The 18,102-nt window shown below is 42.1% G+C and carries 21 protein-coding genes; 1 reads left to right on the top strand and 20 read right to left on the bottom strand.

Annotated features, from left to right (window positions below; all coding sequences use genetic code 11):
• Positions 1-15 precede the first annotated feature (15 nt).
• The 14 genes from LCD34_RS12995 to acpS form a co-directional block, all read right to left on the bottom strand.
• A complete protein-coding gene (locus LCD34_RS12995; RefSeq protein ID WP_224559265.1) occupies positions 16-2,175 on the bottom strand; it encodes a Tex family protein in 2,160 nt (719 codons plus the stop codon).
• A gap of 76 nt (positions 2,176-2,251) precedes the next feature.
• Positions 2,252-2,851, bottom strand: a complete 600-nt coding sequence (locus LCD34_RS12990) for a PP2C family serine/threonine-protein phosphatase (protein WP_008346897.1) — start codon at positions 2,849-2,851, stop codon at positions 2,252-2,254.
• Positions 2,851-3,639 (bottom strand): RNA polymerase sigma factor SigB, encoded by a 789-nt coding sequence (sigB, locus tag LCD34_RS12985; RefSeq protein ID WP_012009000.1) that lies wholly within the window; start codon positions 3,637-3,639, stop codon positions 2,851-2,853. Before sigB ends, LCD34_RS12990 begins: the two co-directional genes overlap by 1 nt.
• On the bottom strand, positions 3,605-4,093 hold the full coding sequence (rsbW, locus tag LCD34_RS12980; RefSeq protein WP_129548107.1) for an anti-sigma B factor RsbW: 489 nt from the start codon (positions 4,091-4,093) through the stop codon (positions 3,605-3,607). Before rsbW ends, sigB begins: the two co-directional genes overlap by 35 nt.
• Complete coding sequence (locus tag LCD34_RS12975; RefSeq protein ID WP_007496474.1) at positions 4,090-4,419, bottom strand: anti-sigma factor antagonist; 330 nt, start codon at positions 4,417-4,419, stop codon at positions 4,090-4,092. Before LCD34_RS12975 ends, rsbW begins: the two co-directional genes overlap by 4 nt.
• A gap of 59 nt (positions 4,420-4,478) precedes the next feature.
• Complete coding sequence (locus LCD34_RS12970; RefSeq protein WP_129548106.1) at positions 4,479-5,486, bottom strand: PP2C family protein-serine/threonine phosphatase; 1,008 nt, start codon at positions 5,484-5,486, stop codon at positions 4,479-4,481.
• A 10-nt stretch (positions 5,487-5,496) separates the two neighbouring features.
• Complete coding sequence (locus LCD34_RS12965) at positions 5,497-5,898, bottom strand: anti-sigma regulatory factor (protein ID WP_003214085.1); 402 nt, start codon at positions 5,896-5,898, stop codon at positions 5,497-5,499.
• Positions 5,899-5,900: 2 nt separating this feature from the next.
• Entirely contained in the window at positions 5,901-6,269 is a 369-nt protein-coding gene (rsbS, locus tag LCD34_RS12960; protein WP_003214235.1) for an RsbT antagonist protein RsbS, read from the bottom strand.
• A 4-nt stretch (positions 6,270-6,273) separates the two neighbouring features.
• Positions 6,274-7,104: an RsbT co-antagonist protein RsbRA gene (locus LCD34_RS12955; RefSeq protein ID WP_007496484.1), complete on the bottom strand. Its 831-nt coding sequence runs from the start codon at positions 7,102-7,104 to the stop codon at positions 6,274-6,276.
• A 114-nt stretch (positions 7,105-7,218) separates the two neighbouring features.
• Positions 7,219-7,569 carry a type II toxin-antitoxin system endoribonuclease NdoA gene (gene ndoA / locus LCD34_RS12950; protein ID WP_003214169.1) on the bottom strand — a complete coding sequence of 117 codons (351 nt, stop codon included), beginning with the start codon at positions 7,567-7,569 and terminating at the stop codon, positions 7,219-7,221.
• A gap of 4 nt (positions 7,570-7,573) precedes the next feature.
• Positions 7,574-7,855 (bottom strand): hypothetical protein, encoded by a 282-nt coding sequence (locus tag LCD34_RS12945; RefSeq protein ID WP_003214273.1) that lies wholly within the window; start codon positions 7,853-7,855, stop codon positions 7,574-7,576.
• A 293-nt stretch (positions 7,856-8,148) separates the two neighbouring features.
• Positions 8,149-9,330, bottom strand: a complete 1,182-nt coding sequence (alr, locus tag LCD34_RS12940) for an alanine racemase (protein WP_224559262.1) — start codon at positions 9,328-9,330, stop codon at positions 8,149-8,151.
• 128 nt (positions 9,331-9,458) lie between these two features.
• On the bottom strand, positions 9,459-10,475 hold the full coding sequence (locus tag LCD34_RS12935) for an outer membrane lipoprotein-sorting protein (protein WP_007496489.1): 1,017 nt from the start codon (positions 10,473-10,475) through the stop codon (positions 9,459-9,461).
• Between the two features lie 160 nt (positions 10,476-10,635).
• A complete protein-coding gene (gene acpS, locus LCD34_RS12930) occupies positions 10,636-11,001 on the bottom strand; it encodes a holo-ACP synthase (RefSeq protein WP_017358398.1) in 366 nt (121 codons plus the stop codon).
• Between the two features lie 94 nt (positions 11,002-11,095).
• On the opposite strand from acpS, the gene LCD34_RS12925 reads away from it, so the two are divergent.
• Positions 11,096-11,701, top strand: coding sequence for a rhomboid family intramembrane serine protease (locus tag LCD34_RS12925; RefSeq protein WP_007496491.1), 606 nt, complete (start codon positions 11,096-11,098; stop codon positions 11,699-11,701).
• Between the two features lie 55 nt (positions 11,702-11,756).
• Here the strand turns inward: LCD34_RS12925 and LCD34_RS12920 are convergent, their stop codons facing one another.
• The 6 genes from LCD34_RS12920 to LCD34_RS12895 form a co-directional block, all read right to left on the bottom strand.
• Positions 11,757-13,253, bottom strand: a complete 1,497-nt coding sequence (locus LCD34_RS12920) for a PH domain-containing protein (RefSeq protein ID WP_136944955.1) — start codon at positions 13,251-13,253, stop codon at positions 11,757-11,759.
• Entirely contained in the window at positions 13,243-13,722 is a 480-nt protein-coding gene (locus LCD34_RS12915; protein ID WP_008346922.1) for a PH domain-containing protein, read from the bottom strand. Before LCD34_RS12915 ends, LCD34_RS12920 begins: the two co-directional genes overlap by 11 nt.
• Before the next feature lie 110 nt (positions 13,723-13,832).
• Complete coding sequence (gene cshA, locus LCD34_RS12910; RefSeq protein ID WP_017358400.1) at positions 13,833-15,323, bottom strand: degradosome RNA helicase CshA; 1,491 nt, start codon at positions 15,321-15,323, stop codon at positions 13,833-13,835.
• Positions 15,324-15,489: 166 nt separating this feature from the next.
• Positions 15,490-15,828: a hypothetical protein gene (locus LCD34_RS12905; protein ID WP_017366661.1), complete on the bottom strand. Its 339-nt coding sequence runs from the start codon at positions 15,826-15,828 to the stop codon at positions 15,490-15,492.
• 120 nt (positions 15,829-15,948) lie between these two features.
• On the bottom strand, positions 15,949-16,647 hold the full coding sequence (locus tag LCD34_RS12900; RefSeq protein ID WP_017366660.1) for an alpha/beta hydrolase: 699 nt from the start codon (positions 16,645-16,647) through the stop codon (positions 15,949-15,951).
• Between the two features lie 26 nt (positions 16,648-16,673).
• Positions 16,674-18,038 (bottom strand): UDP-N-acetylmuramoyl-tripeptide--D-alanyl-D-alanine ligase, encoded by a 1,365-nt coding sequence (locus LCD34_RS12895; RefSeq protein ID WP_025206792.1) that lies wholly within the window; start codon positions 18,036-18,038, stop codon positions 16,674-16,676.
• Positions 18,039-18,102: the final 64 nt, after the last annotated feature.

Below are 18,102 nucleotides of genomic sequence, written 5' to 3'. Positions count from 1 at the left end.
CGCCTCGTTTTTTGTTTACTCTGGTTTTAGCATCGATAGAGCTACCCGGCCTTTTGCCTGGTCAACGGAGTCTACCCATACGGTCACAATGTCACCAACTGATACCACGTCGAGCGGATGTTTCACAAATCGATTGCTTAGCTTGGAAATGTGGACAAGTCCATCCTGCTTGACGCCAATATCAACGAATGCGCCGAAGTCTACGACGTTTCTCACCGTTCCTTGTAGCTCCATCCCTTGCTTCAAGTCTTCTAATTTCAATACATCTGTTTTTAAAAGCGGCTTTGGTACTTCATCGCGCGGATCACGCTCAGGTCTTGTGAGCTGATCAATGATATCTTGAAGGGTGATTGAACCAATTTCAAGCTGTTCTGCTGCTTCGTCCAGCTTCACCCCTGCAATTTTCTCTTTTAACTGTTCTGTTCCAAGATCGTCTGGCGTCATGTTGATCATGCGTAAGAACTGTTTTGTTTCTTTATAGCTTTCAGGGTGAATACCCGTGCGATCAAGTGGATCTTGTCCATCTGTGATGCGCAGGAAGCCGATACACTGCTCATAAGTCTTTGCACCAAGCCTCGGGATATCCTTCAGCTCTTTTCTGCTTGTGAATCTCCCAATCTCTTCGCGGCGCTTGACGATGTTCCCTGCGACGGCTTTTGAAAGACCTGACACATATTGCAGCAGTGCCTGTGAAGCTGTATTAACGTTCACACCGACCTGGTTAACAACCGTCTCTACCACAAAGGTTAACGAGCTGTTTAATTGCTTTTGACTCACATCGTGCTGGTATTGTCCCACACCGACAGATTTTGGATCTATTTTGACAAGCTCTGCTAATGGGTCCTGCAACCTTCTGGCGATGGAAATGGCACTTCTTTCTTCCACTTGCAAGTCTGGAAACTCTTCTCTTGCCAGCGCAGATGCAGAGTATACACTTGCCCCTGCTTCATTCACGATCAAATATGAAACTGGCTGGTCCAGCTCTTGGATCAAGTCTGCGATAAATTGTTCGGTCTCTCTTGAGGCTGTTCCGTTTCCGATCGCAATGACTTCAATGTTCGATGATTGAATGATTTCTTTCACTTTTTGTTTGGCTTCCGCTTTTTTCTGTACAGGCGGATGCGGATAAATGACGCCAATATGATGGACTTTTCCTGTATCATCCACGACGGCTAATTTACAGCCTGTACGAAACGCAGGGTCCACCCCAAGTACACGTTTCCCTTTCATCGGCGGTTGAAGCAGGAGCTTTCTTAAGTTTTCAGCGAAAATATGGATGGCTTGTTCCTCTGCTTTTTCTGTCAGCTCTTTTCGTATTTCTCGTTCGATTGATGGCTGAATCAGGCGTTTATATGCATCATCAATGGCCGCTTCAATGTAAGGTCTCGCCGTCGTTTGCTTGCCTTTTAAGACTTGTTTATCGATGTAGAAACGAATATTTTCAGCAGGTGGTTCGATGGCTGCTTTCAAAATCCCTTCTTTCTCGCCTCGGTTGACCGCGAGTACACGATGAGGCACAATTTTTTTAATCGGCTCTTGATAGTCGTAATACATTTCATAGACGTTTTTCTCGTCGTTTTCAACGTCTTTTCCTGATGTGACAAGACTTCCCTTTTGGTACGTCTCACTGCGAATCCATTTCCGCATATCAGGATCATCCGCAAGCTGTTCAGCAATGATGTGCTGGGCGCCCTCCAGTGCTTCTTCTGCAGTTGTGATTTCTTTTTCTTCATTGATAAAAGCCGATGCTTTCTTTTCGATCTCATCGTTTGGCAGCTTCAGTAAATACTCCGCCAGCGGCTCAAGTCCTTTTGCTTTGGCTACATTTGCCTTTGTTTTACGCTTTTGTTTAAATGGACGGTATAAATCTTCGACCTCTTGCAACTTATGCGCCTGCTCGATCTTCTGTTTTAATTCATCAGTTAATTTGTCTTGTTCAGCGATTAAGCGAATCACTTCTTCTTTTCGATTCATCACATTTTGGATATATGTATAGCGTTCAGAAATGGTTTGAATTTGCACCTCATCTAGTGAGCCTGTCTGCTCTTTCCGGTATCGTGCAATAAACGGGACGGTGTTGCCATCCTCTAATAGCTGGATCACACTTCCAATTTGTTTTGTTGAAAGCTTTAATTCTGTCGCAATTTGTTTCAATAAAAAGTCAGATGTCTTCATACTTTGCATCCTCTCACTGTGTCTTCTCTTTTAGTGTATCAAAAAAACCGGCAAAACAGAAAAAAGGTCAGCTATTTCATGTAAGCTGACCAAGTACATAGGTGAGATCGTCCTTCTTGTCTTGTGTGTATGTTTCAAGTTGTTTGGCGATGTCTGCAACTGAATGGCTATGCTTTAAACACATTCGCATGTTTGGCACATTCAGTCCGTCGGAATACATAATGAATGTCGATCCTTTTTCGTAGGAATAGGTGTATGTTTTGTATTTTCTAGGTTTACCTGATAGATATCCTGATGTCGGAAGTGGATAAATATAGTCGCCAGAAGGTGCATTCAATATAAATCGGATATTGCCAACCGAACAATAGGTAAACTGCTGCTGGGAAAAATTCACCTTTAATATGGCTACAGTGGCCCCGCGTTTATTTTTCATGGCCTGATTGCATCTATCGATGAGGGTTGTTACATCCTCATGTCCATATTCTTCGACAATTTCGCTGACTAAAGAAGATGATTCATTGGCGAACTGGCCGCTGCCTAATCCGTCTGCTACAGCACAAATTAGTTCTTCATCATCTGCTTTAATAAAAAAACTGTCCCCGCAGCATGATTTTCCTTCTTTGTTCGATTGATAGATAATGGCGTTTACATGCTCATGCTGTTCGATCTGCTTCATTACCCTAGCTCCATAGACGCATCTTCTGACAATGCATCTCGTAGCTTTTTAACTGCCTTCCGCTGCAGCCTTGATACATGCATTTGAGATATGCCGAGTAAATCGCCTGTTTCTTTCTGGCTTTTATTTTGCAAATACGTGAGATTGATAATTTCTTTTTCTCTATCTGTCAGAACGTGAAGCACACTTTCAAGCATCATTTTTTGGTTTACACGTTCGTACCCTTCTTCTTGTGAGCCGACGACGTCTAAAATCGTCACAGTGCTTCCTTCAGAATCAGCCTCTACGCCTTGGTCAACAGACAGCGCTTGATAGCTTTTGCCCATCTCCATTGTTTCAAGAACTTCTTCTTCTGTTACATCTAGATATTCTGCAATTTCTTGTACTTTAGGTGACTTTTGCGTTTCCGTTGTCAGGTGATCAACTGCCATCTTGATTCTTGGTCCAAGCTCTTTAATTCGTCTTGGTACATGGACACTCCATGTTTTATCACGTAAAAAGCGTTTGATTTCCCCGATAATGGTTGGAATGGCAAATGCCTCAAATGATTTACCGACAAGTGGATCATAACGCTTAATTGCGCCGAGTAGACCAATCATTCCAACTTGTCTTAAATCCTCATGAAAGCTTTTTCCTTTGGAGTATTTCTTCGCGAGCATATCCACAAGGTTTGTATAACACTCAACTAGTGTCAGCTGCGCCTGCTCGTCTTGGTTGGATTGATAGCTTTGAATGAGGCGATCCACTTCATCTTTAGTTAGTTTCATAGTTTTGGATGGTTGTGTCATGGTCAACTCGCTCCCTGTTTAAAAACTTTGTCATTGCCACGGTAACTCCGGAGTTTGCTTGCACCTCGACTTCATCCATCAATGTTTGCATTAAGTATAAACCAAGACCTCCTTCTGCCAATTGATCCACCGTATGAGCAGATGTGTACGGCCCTAGGTCTTCCTGCTTTTGCTTAAAGTCAAAGCTACCGCCTTTATCAGCGACAATGATTTCTAGACGATCTTCATAGACAAGAAAGCGAACCGCTACCTCTCCACCTTCGCCATCTGCACCTTTATAGGCATGCTGAACTGCATTGGTACACGCCTCACTGACGGCAATTTTCAAGTCCTCAATCTCTTCGTAGGCATAGCCCATCCGGCTTGCAACGCCTGAAAGAGTCAGACGAATGATGCCTACGTATTCTGGTTTCGCCGGTATTTTCATCTCGATTAGATCTACTGATTCGTTCATTGTACCCCACCCTCTGACTTTGCAGAAATGTCAATGATGTCCTTTAGTCCAGTGATTTCAAACAATCTGATAAGCCGATCCGACAAGTTCTCAAGCTTTAGTGTTCCACCTGCTTTTTGAGCTGCTTTAAACAACCCAACAAATACACCTAATCCTGTACTATCCATATACGTAACATCCTTCAAACAGATCTCTAAATGCTCTCCCGCCTCTGCTTTAGGCATGAGTGTTTCTCTTAGCTGAGGAGCAGAGTATACATCGATTTCTCCGCTGACACTAATTTTCGTCTTATGATCTATTTGATGCTCTTTTACAGACATATTCATTATGCATTCACCTCGAAATTCTTGTTTCCTAAAGTTTTATATACCCGCATATTCACTTTCTAAACCTTTCTTTTAAGGACAAGTAAAGTAAAGTCATCGTGAAGCTGAAAATCTTGTAATTTGAGTAAGCTTGCATAGATAGCGTCGACCATTTCCTGTGCTGAATAGGAAAGATGCTCTGCTATGAGCGCTTTGATATCTTCGCGCTCTAAGAAGCCGTCCTCTGACTTGGATTCGGTGACCCCATCTGAAAATAAGATCACCATATCTCCTACGTCCAAATGCTGCTCATACTCCCTGTAATCAAACTCTGGTGCGATTCCAAGGACAAGACCTTTTGCATCTAAATCGTAAAATTGATTCTCTTTTTTGCAATAGAAAAAGCCCGGCTCATGTCCAGCCGATGCGTACTTAAATTCATGTGTTTCTTTATTATAGCTACCATAAAACATGGTGATAAACATGCTTGGGTCTACGTTTTGCTCGACCACACGATTAAGGGTTTTGAGCACTTTTGTTGGGCCGCTGCCTGACTCCGGCAAGGAATCCATCGCATACTTAATCATCGACATACAGAGCGCAGCTGGAATGCCTTTCCCAATGACGTCTGCAATCGCGATATTGATTGTATCGTGATCTGTTACGAAATGGTAATAATCCCCACTCATCTGTTTTGCCGGCACACTGATGGCTCCGATATCAAATGTGTCTCCTTCTGGAATTTTCGTTTCCAGAAGGGTTTGCTGAACATTTGCAGCAATTTCAATTTCCGACTTAATTTCTTGCTGGATGCCTCTTAGTGTTAAATGCTCCTGGTAGGCAAGTCCGTATCCAATCATGACTTCAATTAAGAAGTCTAGTGAATGAAAGACATCTTCCGGCAAATCAGGGTAAAGCTCCTGAATCACTTTTCGGTGAACACTCACTATTTCTTCAGGAGGTATTTGATGCTCAATGGTTTTACGGCTAAATTTTTGAGCTTGATAAAGCGATGTTTCAGTTAAATCACTGATATAACGACTGAGCAGCTGATGGTACCGCTGCTCCATTACCTCCTTAAAATCCATGGTTTCCCTCCTAGCGAAGCCACTTGACAGCTTGTATCTCCGTTCCTTGTTCTGGTGCGGAATCTAATTTAAATTCATCCATCAGTCTTCTGACGCCCGGCAAGCCTGCTCCGAGTCCGCCTGATGTAGAAAATCCGTCTTCCATTACTTTACGTATATCCATAATGCCAGGACCCTCATCGGCTGCGATGACTTTGAGTCCACGCTTTCCGCGCTCCATCACTTCTTCTATACAAATCTGACCTTTACCAGCGTATAAATAGATGTTACGAGCTAATTCTGAAATGGCCGTCGTAATTCTTGCTTGGTCAACTGTTCCAAAACCAAGTTCTTTTGCAACATTGCGCCCCAATTGTCTTGCTGCGACTATGTCCCATTCCGTCAATATTTTTACACAGGATTGGTCTTTCATATCTATTCCCCCAATTCCCGCTTCAGTGTCTCAAGCCCTTGTTCAAGATCTAGTGCTGTCTGAATTTCTTCCAGTGAAATGCCAAGTTCAATAAGCGTCACAGCGACTGCCGGCTGTATTCCTGTTAATACAACTTTTGCCCCCATGAGCTTGGACATGGTGATCACATCGCCTAATACCTTTGCGATAAATGAATCAATCATATCGACGGATGTTAAGTCAATGACCACACCGTTTGCTCCTGTTTCATGAATTTTATTCAGTAAGTCTTCTTGAAAGTGAAGAGCTGTTTGATCATCAAGCTCCCACTGTATTGAAATCAGAAGACAATTATATAATTTTAAGATTGGAATCTTCGGGTGATTTCTCAATTGGTTATCCCTCCAATGAAACAATTTTTCGATTTGTCATTTCCAAAGCAGTTTGAATTCCTTTTTGAAGGGTATTCTTTGTTGTAACCTGAGATAAATCAATTCCAAGGTTAACGATTGTTTGGGCTATTTCTGGGCGAATACCGACAAGTAAACACTTCGCTCCTACTAATCTCACAGCCTCTGACGCTTGAATGATATGGTGGGCCACCATTGTGTCCACGACAGGTACACCCGTGATATCAATTAAGACGACCTGTGAGCGATGTTTGACGACACCATTGAGCAGGTTCTCCATAATTTTTTTCGCACGATCTGTATCAATTGTTCCAACAAGTGGCATGACGGTGATGTGCTCAAATACTGGGATTAGCGGGGCAGATAGTTCCTGCAGCGCAATTTTTTGAAGGCTGACGGTTTTTTCCCATGAGATGGAATACTGGTTTAAGATCTCATTATGGATGGGTGTGATGAATCGATCGATTTGCCAGATGAGGTCATGACTTTCTTGTGTTGTATCTTTGTCATCGTTCATTTTTTCATATAAATGTGTACGGATTTCTGTTAGACCGTTTGCCAGTAACTTAAGTGATATACCCATTTGAACAATTTTTAAAGCAAAATTTTGCACTTTTTCTTCAAAATCCTCATGATCCCCCTCTGAAAGAGATGTAATGATGAGTTGAACATATTCCGAACAGATGGTTTCATACATTTTGTCGTTCAGCATCATGTCCGTTTCTTTTTCTCCGAGTCGTTTTAAAATGTCCGTCCACTCTTTTTCTAATTCCTTTTGGTGCTTTCTTGCAAAAGCTAACACGATATGATTCGACATGTTTTACCCCCTACTTACATTTAAAGCTCTTCTTTAGTCTTTCTTCATTATAACGTTAAAAAAAATTGAACACAAAAAAAGTTGCTCCCAATAGAGCAACCAAGTATCACCATATTAAAAATCAATAAGAGCCAAACTAACTTGTAAGGCTTCATCAACCTTCTCCATCATCTCATCATCAAGATGTGTGATTTTATCTGTCAATCTTTGTTTATCGATCGTACGAATCTGTTCCAAAAGAATGACAGAATCTCGTTCAAAGCCGTAGCGCTTTGCATTAATTTCGACGTGAGTCGGTAATTTCGCTTTTTGTATTTGGGCTGTTATGGCTGCAACGATAGCAGTCGGGCTGAAGCGATTTCCAATGTCATTTTGAATCACCAATACCGGGCGAACCCCGCCCTGCTCGGAGCCAACAACAGGAGATAAATCAGCAAAGTAAACATCACCGCGTTTAACAATCAAATGTTTAACCCCCGCTGACTAATCGCTCAACTGTATTCTCAGCCTCAAATTCTGCGTATTGTGCCTCTGAAGAGATATTCAGATTAATTTTCGCCATCTCCATGTAGCCGCGTCTCATCGATTCACGATTTTGTCGAATATTACGTTCACGAATATACGTTTTTGTCGCTCGGTAGATCAATTCATTTCTTGTTACCTTATCCTGCTCTGCTACTCGTTCGATCTCAGACATTAAAGCCTCGGGCAGTCGAATCTTCATTTCGTTTGTTGCGCTGGATTCAGACAAAAAACATACACCTCCACAAAACTTACGGATACCGTTTCGATCCATTCCAAGACTAATCATACCATTATTCAATGCACAAGCAAAGCTGTTTTTTCATGATTTCTTATTAGAACATGAAGCGGCTCGCCACCCGTAAATCAAGATGATAATGGAGTTCCTCTTTCCCATTATACGCTTTTTTCCGAAAATCATACGGTATTTCCAAAATCTCTAAAAAAGGGAGAATGTTTATGATGCCTTTGTAGAATAAAAGAGAACGATGTCAGTTTGAACATCGTTCCCGTGGATGCTGTTTATAAAAAGCTTGGCCCGCCTTGAAGCAGCGGATTACGTACATGAACCCTTTTGCCGTCCTCTATATAGACTCTTGGGACGCGGTAACCAACAGAACATGTGACTTCGTAGTTAATGGTTTCAAGCCGTTTGGCTATTTCATCGACAGATATCCTGTCTTCGCCTTGTGTGCCGATGAGCACGACTGGCTCCCCTGCCGGAATATCCTTTTTCAAATCAACCATGAATTGATCCATACACACCCGTCCAGCAATCTTTCGGCGTTTTCCGCCAACTAGCACTTCTGTTCCGGCAAGCTTCCTAATCCAGCCGTCTGCATACCCGATTGGAATCGTACCAATCCATGTATCTTGATTCGCTGTATAAGTTGCACCATAGCTCACGCTCTCATCCTTTTGAATGGGCTTTACATGTGCAAGTTTTGTATGAAGAGATAATGCTTCTTCCAGTTTAAACGGCAATTCATCTTTGATTTCTTCCGACGGCGACAGCCCGTACATACTGATGCCAAAACGAACCATATTGAATAAAGTGTCTTTAAACCTTAGACCTGCTGCACTGTTGGCGCAATGAATGAGCAGTTTGTCCGTATGAAGCGGTTGAAGCAATGTTTTAAACGTATCAACCTGCATACCGAAGTAGTTTTCATCTTTTTCATCCGCTGTGGCAAAGTGAGTAAATACGCCTTCCAGCTGTAAAAAAGAATGATCGTGGACAAGCTCTTTTACTTCGCTCACCTGCTCGATTGTTTTCACACCTAACCGATTCATGCCGCTGTCGATTTTCAAGTGGAAACGAATGGGTTGTCCCATCTGCCCTTTCATCACTTTGACGACTTCTCTCAGCCAATCGATCGAGTAAGCGGTCATGATAACGTTGTATCTAACGGCGACTTTGACATACTCTGACGGTACTGCGCCGAGCACAAGAATCGGGGCTTTGATGCCTTTATTTCTTAAAGAAATGGCTTCATCTAAAAAAGCGACGGCTAACAGGTCTGCTCCTGCTTCGAGGGCAGCTCTTGCCACTTCTATATCTCCATGTCCATATGCATTGGCTTTCACAACAGCCATTAGTTGGACGCTTTGACCAATATGGTCTTTCATATGTGAAACATTATGCTTGATTGCTGTTAAATCAATTTCTGCCCATGTGTCTCTATAAAAGGCATTTGTGTCCATTCATCACACTTCCCTATTGAATGATTCAATACTTCATTATGATACTAAAAATCCAGAATAATGTGAAACAACTCAAAGAAAATCAGCCCCTGCACAGGGCTGATTTGTTGTTATGTTAAGAATCTCGCCTATTTCGCTGACTGTCCTTCTACACTTTTGGCGACCATTAAGAGTTCTTCTTTCGATAAATCACTTGAAGAAATTAAGTAGTCAACTCCATCAGATGTCCAAGAAAGAGATTTGTCTGTCAGAACACCCACTGTCATGCCAAGATCGACTGGCTCGCCATTCATCGTCACAGGCGTAGACGCTTCTGCTACCCGCGCTTTTTCCTGAATGAGCGTGAAGGATTTCTTTCCGCCATACGTCATCACATACCGCTTTCCAGCATCTGTTGTCATTTCTTTCTCTTCCATTTTCTTCACGCCCTCTGGCATATCCACAGGCGTTTTCACAGCAAAGCTGTCAGATGGATCTGCGCTTGTGGCAACATCCATTTGAGAAAGTGTCATATTTTTCTTCTCATCAAAGGCGTCTTTGTCAAAGGATTTGTTGAATTCAAAGTGAGAGAATTCTACTTTCACCATTGGCTTTTTATCGCTATCCAGTACTTTCACACTAGCAGGCGCCATTGTTTTTTTATGAAAGGTAATCTCTTGGGTCGGCAGCATTTGGTTGTGCTGATAGTTGGTTTTTGTTTCAAAAACGTACTTCGACTCTTTTGCTTTGAACTGAGCTGCACTGTCATTTTTAATGTCTTTCACAAGTGATTCAAATAAATACACCTGACTGCTGTTGTTCGGCCAATCACTATGGAAGCGGAAGCTTTTGTTTAATGAAGGTGTCAGCACAAATACACCATTGCCATTTCTTAAAATGACTTGACTCTGATCCTTCTTCGGATTTTCTAAATAGACACGGTAAAGCTCCGGCTTCTTGTACCAAATTTCCACATGGTATTCCTGCGGATCATTTCCTGTCTCAATGGTCATTTTTGCTTTGGCTTTGTATGATGTCATTTCCTCTGCCTTTTTGTTTAAATCTCCAACGATATCTTGTTGAGATTTTTGACCGCATGCGGAGAGAATCAATACAAAAAGGATCCCCGTTACAAGCAAAACAAAGCTTTTTCTCACCCTTTTCAACCCCTTCGTTAATTGTGTTAAAAGGAAGAAACCGCTTGTTTGACTTTAACAGTACGCCTCAAGAGTTAACTGCGTACCGCGAACCATCAAAGCCTGTTAGCAACTCGCCCTTCCTTATCGCACTACCCAATATATGAAGGGGGGACAAACAATATGCAGACTAGCTTGACAACCTTTCAATTAAAACTTGTGCTGCAGCATATTCTTTTGTGTGTGTAATGGATACATGAACGTAGTCTTCTTTTGTTTTCTCACTTTTGATGAGGGGTTTTCCGTTCGCATCTTTTTGTATCTCGATGTCGTGAAAGCTTATATACTGACCAATTCCCGTACCGTATGCTTTTGCGAATGCTTCTTTCGCCGCAAAACGCCCTGCCAGAAACTCCAGCTGTCTCTTTTCACTTAGTGTGTGAAAGACTTCCTGTTCACGTAAAGTCAAAATTCGTTCTGGTAAACGGGGCTGCCTGCTAAGAACTCGTGACAGCCGGCCGATCTCTACAATATCCATACCGATTCCTTTAATCATGAGGTACCTCCTATGATACTCGTACTAATTTGGATGTTCGCTTCATAAACGTGTTACTATAAACTTACCATTATCTAGTCAAAAGGGGTTTGTTATGTTTATTCGAACGGAGAGCTTTCAACAATTTATTAGATCGTATCCAATCGTAACAGCGATCCTTGCTTTGCAAATCGGCCTATGGCTTTTATTTGCGATCCCTATTCCAATGATCCAGCTTGGGCAGGACCATCTCGTTGGTTTTAATTATGGTGTTGCAGCAGGAGAATGGTGGCGGCTTTTAACGCCTATTTTTCTTCACGGAAGTCTGACACATATTCTGTTCAATTCCATGTCGCTCTTCCTATTCGCTCCAGCACTTGAGTATTTGCTTGGAAAGGTTCGATTTCTTGTGATTTATCTGGGTGCTGGATTCATTGGCAATCTCGGAACCTATTGGGTGGAGCCTTTAGAGTACGTACATGTCGGGGCTTCTGGTGCGATATTTGGTTTATTTGGCGTCTATCTTTATCTTGTCCTATTTAAACCGCATATGATGGACCGTGGTAATTCTCAGGTGATCTTAACGATTCTCGGCGTCTCTGTTATTATGACGTTCGTCAACTCGAACATCAACATCATGGCCCACTTATTTGGATTGATAGGCGGCATGATCCTAGCACCGATCACTCTATTCTTCCATTCAAAAAAACGACGCTATTAAGCTCATAAAAAATGTCGATCACTCCGTTTAACGGGAGCTGATCGACATTTTTTGTTTAAGTTGATTGATTCGTTTCATAGGAATACCAATCGCATACACGTTCAGCATCTTCCTCTTCAAGGTGATGCACACCAAAGGAATCAAGCAAGGCAGAGGACTTCACAAAGGTGTGAATACTTGCCACCCGCCCTTTCTTTTGAAAATAGGATTGGGTCATCGTATAGTTTTGCATTCGTTTTCTTAAAACAATTCCGGTGGTCTTGCCGATACCTCTTGTCGTTAATTGAATTAGTTGATCTTTGATCACATATCCTGATTGTTTATAGGCTAAATACCCAAAGAACAAGGCAAATGGTAATGGAATCAGCGCCAAATACCCCCATGGTGGAAAACGTACAGAAAGGATTATACCTACAAGTAATGGAACAAATCCGTAAGATATCAGATAACGTTTCAGTGAACGCTTCGGCACTTTTTTCAAATCACTTTCTGGTGCCAGCTGATATTGATCTGTAAATTGCGTTAACAATTCATTGATTTTTTTCTTCCGTATGAGTGGAAATAAGACAGAAGAGGTCTCTTTTTCTGTAATGGAACCTCCTGCGCTGACAAGCATGACCGTCGCAAAACCAAATGGTTCACGCAGAATATTTTCTTTGATTTTCACTGCTTGAATTCTCGCAAGCGGAATGGTCATTTGATGCCTTTCGATGAGTCCTCTTGTGATGATGATGTCTTTCCCTTTTCGTTTTGCGGTAAAATTCGCATATTGAAGGGCTGTTACCCCAACACTAAGAATCCAAGCAATCAATACGGCAATAAATATGAGAATCGCATAAATCTCAACACTCGCATGACTTAAAAAAGAAAACCGTTTGAGGAATCCGTCCAAAGGCAGAATTTCATCTATTTGTGTGTAAATGGCGAGACACCCAGAAATAATGACGCCGATTCCGCTTGAAGTGGTCGCAGCCAAAAGCAACTCAGGTATACCCATTCGGTAGGAAACACTGATTTCTTTTTCTACAGGCTGTTGCGCTGTCAGAGGATCAGGGAGATCTAAATTTTCGTCATTCATTTCTTCTTGTTGCAAGCTTTTCTTCCGGTTGAAAATCGATTGCTTTAATTGTTCAGCTTCTGCTTTTGTAATGGCCGTCAGGCTCACTTCAGGTCCATCCGTCCCGCCTGCCGTTTCGATTTGCACCCGAACCAAACCGAAAATACGCTGGAAGATGCCTTCACTTGTATTCACCGTTTGAATTCGTTCTAACGAGATATACTTTTTCTTTTTGGTGATGACACCTGATTCTACTCGAAATTCATCGTCTTCCATTCGGTAGGTGAATCGTCTCCATGCTAAAACGGTTGAAACAGCTTTCCATAAAAGAAGCACCCCAAGAATAATGAACGCATAAAAACGAATACTTGAATTCGAGTTCACAAAAATAAGCACGAAAAAAGGGATAATGAAGTTTTTGATCATGGATACGGCATCTGATATAAAATCAATGAACATCGAGATTGGATGTACACGTTTTGGTTCAGACATCATCTTCCGTCACCCTTGCTAATCGAGATATGTAATCGCGAAGCTCATCTGCCTCTTCTAATTCCAGTGCCGGAATATCATGCACTGTCGCAGCCGTAGAAATTTGAACAGATGCCAACCGGTAGCGCCTTAAAAGCGGCCCTTGAGATGTATCCACATGCTGAACACGTACCATTGGCACAATGACACGTGTGACACGAATCAATCCGTGCTGTATTTCAATTTCGTTCTCAAATACTTCATAGCGCCAGATGTGATGGCGGATTTTCGGTATGAGCCAGATTCCGAAGATGACCTGTAAAATCCACAAACCGATGAGGATGGCTCCAATCCAATATGGCCATTGAAAATAATAACTAGCTACAAATACCCCAATGATGATGAATAAGAAAATCAATGAGATAATTCCATTTTGAAGACGCCATACTTTTAATCCATTTAAGCTGATTTGACGTTGCGGCTGTTTTCTCACATTCTTCCCCCATTCTCTTACTTTTCTATCAATATATTACGAAAGAAAGCCTAAAAAGTTTCATTAGGACTGTTAAAAAAAGCGAACCCTGCAAAGGATTCGCTTTTGAATTAGTTGTTATAAGATTTCTTTTGACGACGATCGTTAGAAGAACGATTGCGGTCATTTGAAGAACGCTTTTTATCACCGTAAGATGAACGGCTTTTTCCGCGATAGCCGCCACCACCGCCGCCGTCTCTGCGTTTAGAAGAGCTGCGGTTGTTACGATTGCGTTTTGAAATCATTGGTGCTTCATCTGTCAAACGAACAGGCGTTGCATCCGGCTCTTTTGTCATCATTTTGATGGCAGCCGCAACCACTGTAACAGAATCATGATCTTCTAACAATTCAGCAGCTGCTGTCATGTAGAAGTTCAAGTTGTTTTCACTAATGATTGTGCGTAGACGGTCAACTGTGACTTGTTGTTGTCCTTCAATTGCCTCGTCTAGAGTTGGTTCTTTCATACGATCCATTTTACGCTTAGTCGTTTGCTCAATCGCACGAAGCATATCTTTTTCACGTGGTGTGATGAATGTCATCGCCATACCTGTACGTCCAGCACGGCCTGTACGTCCAATACGGTGTACATAGCTTTCTGGATCTTGTGGTACGTCGAAGTTATACACATGTGTAACACCTGAGATATCAAGTCCACGTGCTGCAACGTCTGTTGCGACAAGCACATCGATTGAACCTTCTTTAAATTTACGAAGCGCAACCATACGTTTCGCCTGAGTCAAGTCACCATGAATTCCTTCAGCTGTATAACCTCTAAGGTTTAATGCTTCAGTCAATTCGTCAACGCGGCGCTTTGTACGGCCGAAAACAATTGAAAGCTCTGGTGATTGAATGTCAAGAAGACGAGTCAATGTATCGAACTTCTTACGCTCGTGAATATCCAAGTAGAACTGCTGGATGTTAGATACAGTCATTTCTTTCGCTTTTACTTTTACATGTTCTGGGTTTGTCATGAAACGCTCTGCAATACGCTTAATTGGTGCAGGCATTGTCGCAGAGAATAAAAGTGTTTGGTGTTCACTTGGTACATTTGAAAGGATCGCTTCAATGTCTTCGATGAAACCCATGTTGAGCATTTCGTCTGCTTCATCAAGCACGACTGTTTCAACATTTTGAAGACGCATTGTGCGACGATTAATGTGATCAAGTAAACGTCCTGGAGTTCCTACAATGATATGAGGATTTTTCTTGAGCGAACGGATTTGACGGCCGATATCTTGTCCACCGTAAATTGGAAGTACACGTGCACGCTTGTCTTGGCCGATTTTGTATAGCTCTTCAGATACTTGAATCGCTAATTCTCTTGTTGGCGCAATGATGATCGCTTGGATGTTAGGAGACGCTGGATCGATTTTTTCTACAAGAGGAATACCAAATGCTGCAGTTTTTCCTGTTCCTGTTTGTGCTTGTCCGATGACATCTTTATTCTGAAGACCGAGAGGAATCGTTTCTGCTTGAATCGGTGTTGCTTCTTCAAATCCCATGCGGTTAATAGCTTTCATGAGACTTTCGCTTAATTGAAAATCTTGAAACGTTATAGTCAATTTATTCAAACTCCTTCTAATTGCTGTTTCAGTAATCTCGTGAATGATCATTAAAAACTGCCCTTTGTATGAAAGGACAGGTCCATTATATACAAAGCCCGAATTACCCTACATTATATCTTACCATTACACTATTTGTTTTTCAACAAGACAGAAATGGATATATCTACTGCTCGACAATGACTGATTCACCTTCACTTTGATCTCCGTCCATCCATTTCCACTTTTCAAACAGTTGGATTTTCCCGTTATCCAGCTGCTTAGGGGTGGAATGACATGAACCGCTTCTCATGCTGCCATCCTTACTTACATGATGATATCTAAAATGAAGTGCTCCGTCTTTATTCACAGTTCCTACAAGTACGCCAGATTGAATACTGCCGCCTTGATATGTGCCCGTTAAAATATTCCCGTCCTGACGATATTGAAATATGGTTCCTTCCGATACTTCCCCATTGCTCGAATTAGACTGCGGGACAAAGGTTTTTCCGTCATATTGAAACAACCGAATCGACCACCTTTTCTTACCTATTGTAACATAGGCCTGTCACTCATTCGACAAAAATGATGCAAATTTTAACAAGTGGGATTCAATTTATATTAGTTTAGCCACATTTCAGCTTTTCTATAGATTAAATTGTTTTTTTAGAAATTGTTCGACTTTCTCAAACAATTGCTGTGCACAAGGCTCATGACAAACGTGATGTTTACAATCCGGTAAATAGAACATTTCTTTCTGACGGGACGGGATTTTATGATAAATGAATTCTGCACTAGAAGCGGGGACGATCCCATCGCTTTCACCTTGAACGATCAAGACAGGTAGATGAAGCTTTTCAAGAGAACCTTTCGTTTGCTTCACCAATTTCATAAATTCTACAGCAGCTGATAGCGGTGTACTCTTCAGCTTATGACGATATCGATCATACAATGGGTTCGTATCAATCAAACCAGACAAGGATTCCTTCACCATCTGCCTTGTGTCTTGAATCATTTGTTTTGGGTTAACATATTTAGCAGCAGCACTTAACAGAACAAGACGGGCCACTGGATACTTCGCTGCTAAATATGAGGCAATCATCCCGCCCATAGAAAAGCCGACCAAATAAATGGTGTCACATGTTCGGTAAAGGGATAAGAGTTCTAATTCAGCGGTGGCAATCCACTCCTGATAGAGAATGCCTTTGAGCTGAAGTTCCTCCCCATGCCCCGGAAGCGTGACAGATTGTACCGTCCAATCTGTCGTCTGCTTTAAATATTCCGCAAGCGGCTCTACTTCATACGGGGCACCAGTAAAACCGTGTATACATAGACAGCCAATCACCCTGTCACCTTCTTTGCCGATCTGATTTATAGTGCAGTAATCACGTCTTCCAATCTCATGCCACGGGAAGCTTTGACAAGAACGACATCGTCAGGTCCTGCCACATCCGCTAGTTTTTTCTTCAGTTCTTCTTTGTCCATATAAGAAGATACACGGTCGTCTCCAAATGCTTTCTTTGCTCCTTCAGCAATGAATGCGCCAAGACGGCCAAACGTTAAAACATGATCAATAAACTCAGGCTTGATGTACTCCCCTACTTCAAAATGATAGGTTTCTTCTTCACTGCCCATCTCCAGCATATCTCCGAGAACGAGTATGCGGTTAGCAAAGCCATCCATATCTCCTACAAGATCAATCGCTGCCTTCATCGACGTAGGACTCGCATTATACGCATCGTTGATAACCGTGATGCCCTTATCTGTTTTAAACAGTTCTAAACGCATGCCTGTCAATTTCGTTTGCATTAGCCCTTGGGCAATTTGCCTTTCATTCAGACCGAAATGCTGGCCGATTGCAATAGCTGCAAGAGCATTCTTTACATTGTGTTTCCCTAATACAGGAATGAGAAACCCTTGAGCATATCCCTCCACTTGAAATTCAGTGCCTTCAGCGAGTTGGTGGATGTGAATCACCTTGATATCACAGTCCTCTGATTCCCCAAATGTTTTTACGCTACGTGCAAGGGCATTTGCTCTTTGGCGGAGTAAAGGCTCGTCTCCTAAATAATAAAAAGTCCCATCCTCTTTTAACCCTTTTGTGATCTCACATTTTGCATCTGCAATGGCTTCTCTTGATCCTAGATCCTGCATATGAGATTCTCCAATATTGGTGATGACAGCTGCATCAGGTTCAGCGAGATTAGATAAAAATTCGATTTCTCCTTTTGCACTCATGCCCATCTCTAATACAGCAATCTCTGTTTTTTCTGGCATTGCAAGGATGGTCAGTGGAAGTCCAATATGATTATTAAAGTTGCCATCTGTTTTATGGACTCTGTATGTCGTTTGTAGGACAGAATGGATCATGTCTTTCGTCGTTGTTTTGCCATTACTTCCAGTAATACCGACAACTCGAGGGTTTTCCTCTTTTAAGTATGATTTCGCAAGCTGTTGGAGTGCTGTCAGAGTATCCTCTACAAGAATGACAGGTACACCGGATGGTGGGTTCGCTTCTGTTTCATTCCAAAGAACCGCTGCCGCTCCAAGCTCCACTGCTTTTGAAGCAAAAGTGTGGCCGTTAAAATGTTCCCCGATAAGCGGGATAAATAGTGCGCCTTTTGATACTTTTCGTGTATCTGTTGTCACTCCGTGTATCTGTTCTTCGCCAAAAGCTTCATTCGATAATGTGCCACCAGCCATTTGGGCGACTTGTTTCACTGTACGTTTGATCATGTTTTTTCGCCTCTCTTTCTCATTTCACGTTTGAAGGAAAAGAGACACTACCTGTAGGATAGTG

Source organism: Bacillus sp. RAR_M1_44 (assembly GCF_020165935.1).
Lineage (GTDB): Bacteria > Bacillota > Bacilli > Bacillales > Bacillaceae > Bacillus > Bacillus altitudinis.
The sequence above is the reverse complement of the archived record's forward strand: the minus strand, read 5'-3'. Positions and strand labels throughout refer to the sequence as shown.

What these genes read in the sequence shown, in the direction of transcription:
- acpS (WP_017358398.1), bottom strand. Translation starts at nt 11,001, where the DNA reads ATGATTAAAGGAATCGGTATGGATATTGTAGAGATCGGCCGGCTGTCA.
- LCD34_RS12955 (WP_007496484.1), bottom strand. Translation starts at nt 7,104, where the DNA reads ATGTCGAATCATATCGTGTTAGCTTTTGCAAGAAAGCACCAAAAGGAA.
- LCD34_RS12995 (WP_224559265.1), bottom strand. Translation starts at nt 2,175, where the DNA reads ATGAAGACATCTGACTTTTTATTGAAACAAATTGCGACAGAATTAAAG.
- LCD34_RS12920 (WP_136944955.1), bottom strand. Translation starts at nt 13,253, where the DNA reads ATGATGTCTGAACCAAAACGTGTACATCCAATCTCGATGTTCATTGAT.
- sigB (WP_012009000.1), bottom strand. Translation starts at nt 3,639, where the DNA reads ATGACACAACCATCCAAAACTATGAAACTAACTAAAGATGAAGTGGAT.
- LCD34_RS12970 (WP_129548106.1), bottom strand. Translation starts at nt 5,486, where the DNA reads ATGGATTTTAAGGAGGTAATGGAGCAGCGGTACCATCAGCTGCTCAGT.
- LCD34_RS12895 (WP_025206792.1), bottom strand. Translation starts at nt 18,038, where the DNA reads ATGATCAAACGTACAGTGAAACAAGTCGCCCAAATGGCTGGTGGCACA.
- alr (WP_224559262.1), bottom strand. Translation starts at nt 9,330, where the DNA reads ATGGACACAAATGCCTTTTATAGAGACACATGGGCAGAAATTGATTTA.
- LCD34_RS12975 (WP_007496474.1), bottom strand. Translation starts at nt 4,419, where the DNA reads ATGAATATGTCTGTAAAAGAGCATCAAATAGATCATAAGACGAAAATT.
- LCD34_RS12965 (WP_003214085.1), bottom strand. Translation starts at nt 5,898, where the DNA reads ATGAAAGACCAATCCTGTGTAAAAATATTGACGGAATGGGACATAGTC.
- LCD34_RS12990 (WP_008346897.1), bottom strand. Translation starts at nt 2,851, where the DNA reads ATGAAGCAGATCGAACAGCATGAGCATGTAAACGCCATTATCTATCAA.
- rsbW (WP_129548107.1), bottom strand. Translation starts at nt 4,093, where the DNA reads ATGAACGAATCAGTAGATCTAATCGAGATGAAAATACCGGCGAAACCA.
- LCD34_RS12925 (WP_007496491.1), top strand. Translation starts at nt 11,096, where the DNA reads ATGTTTATTCGAACGGAGAGCTTTCAACAATTTATTAGATCGTATCCA.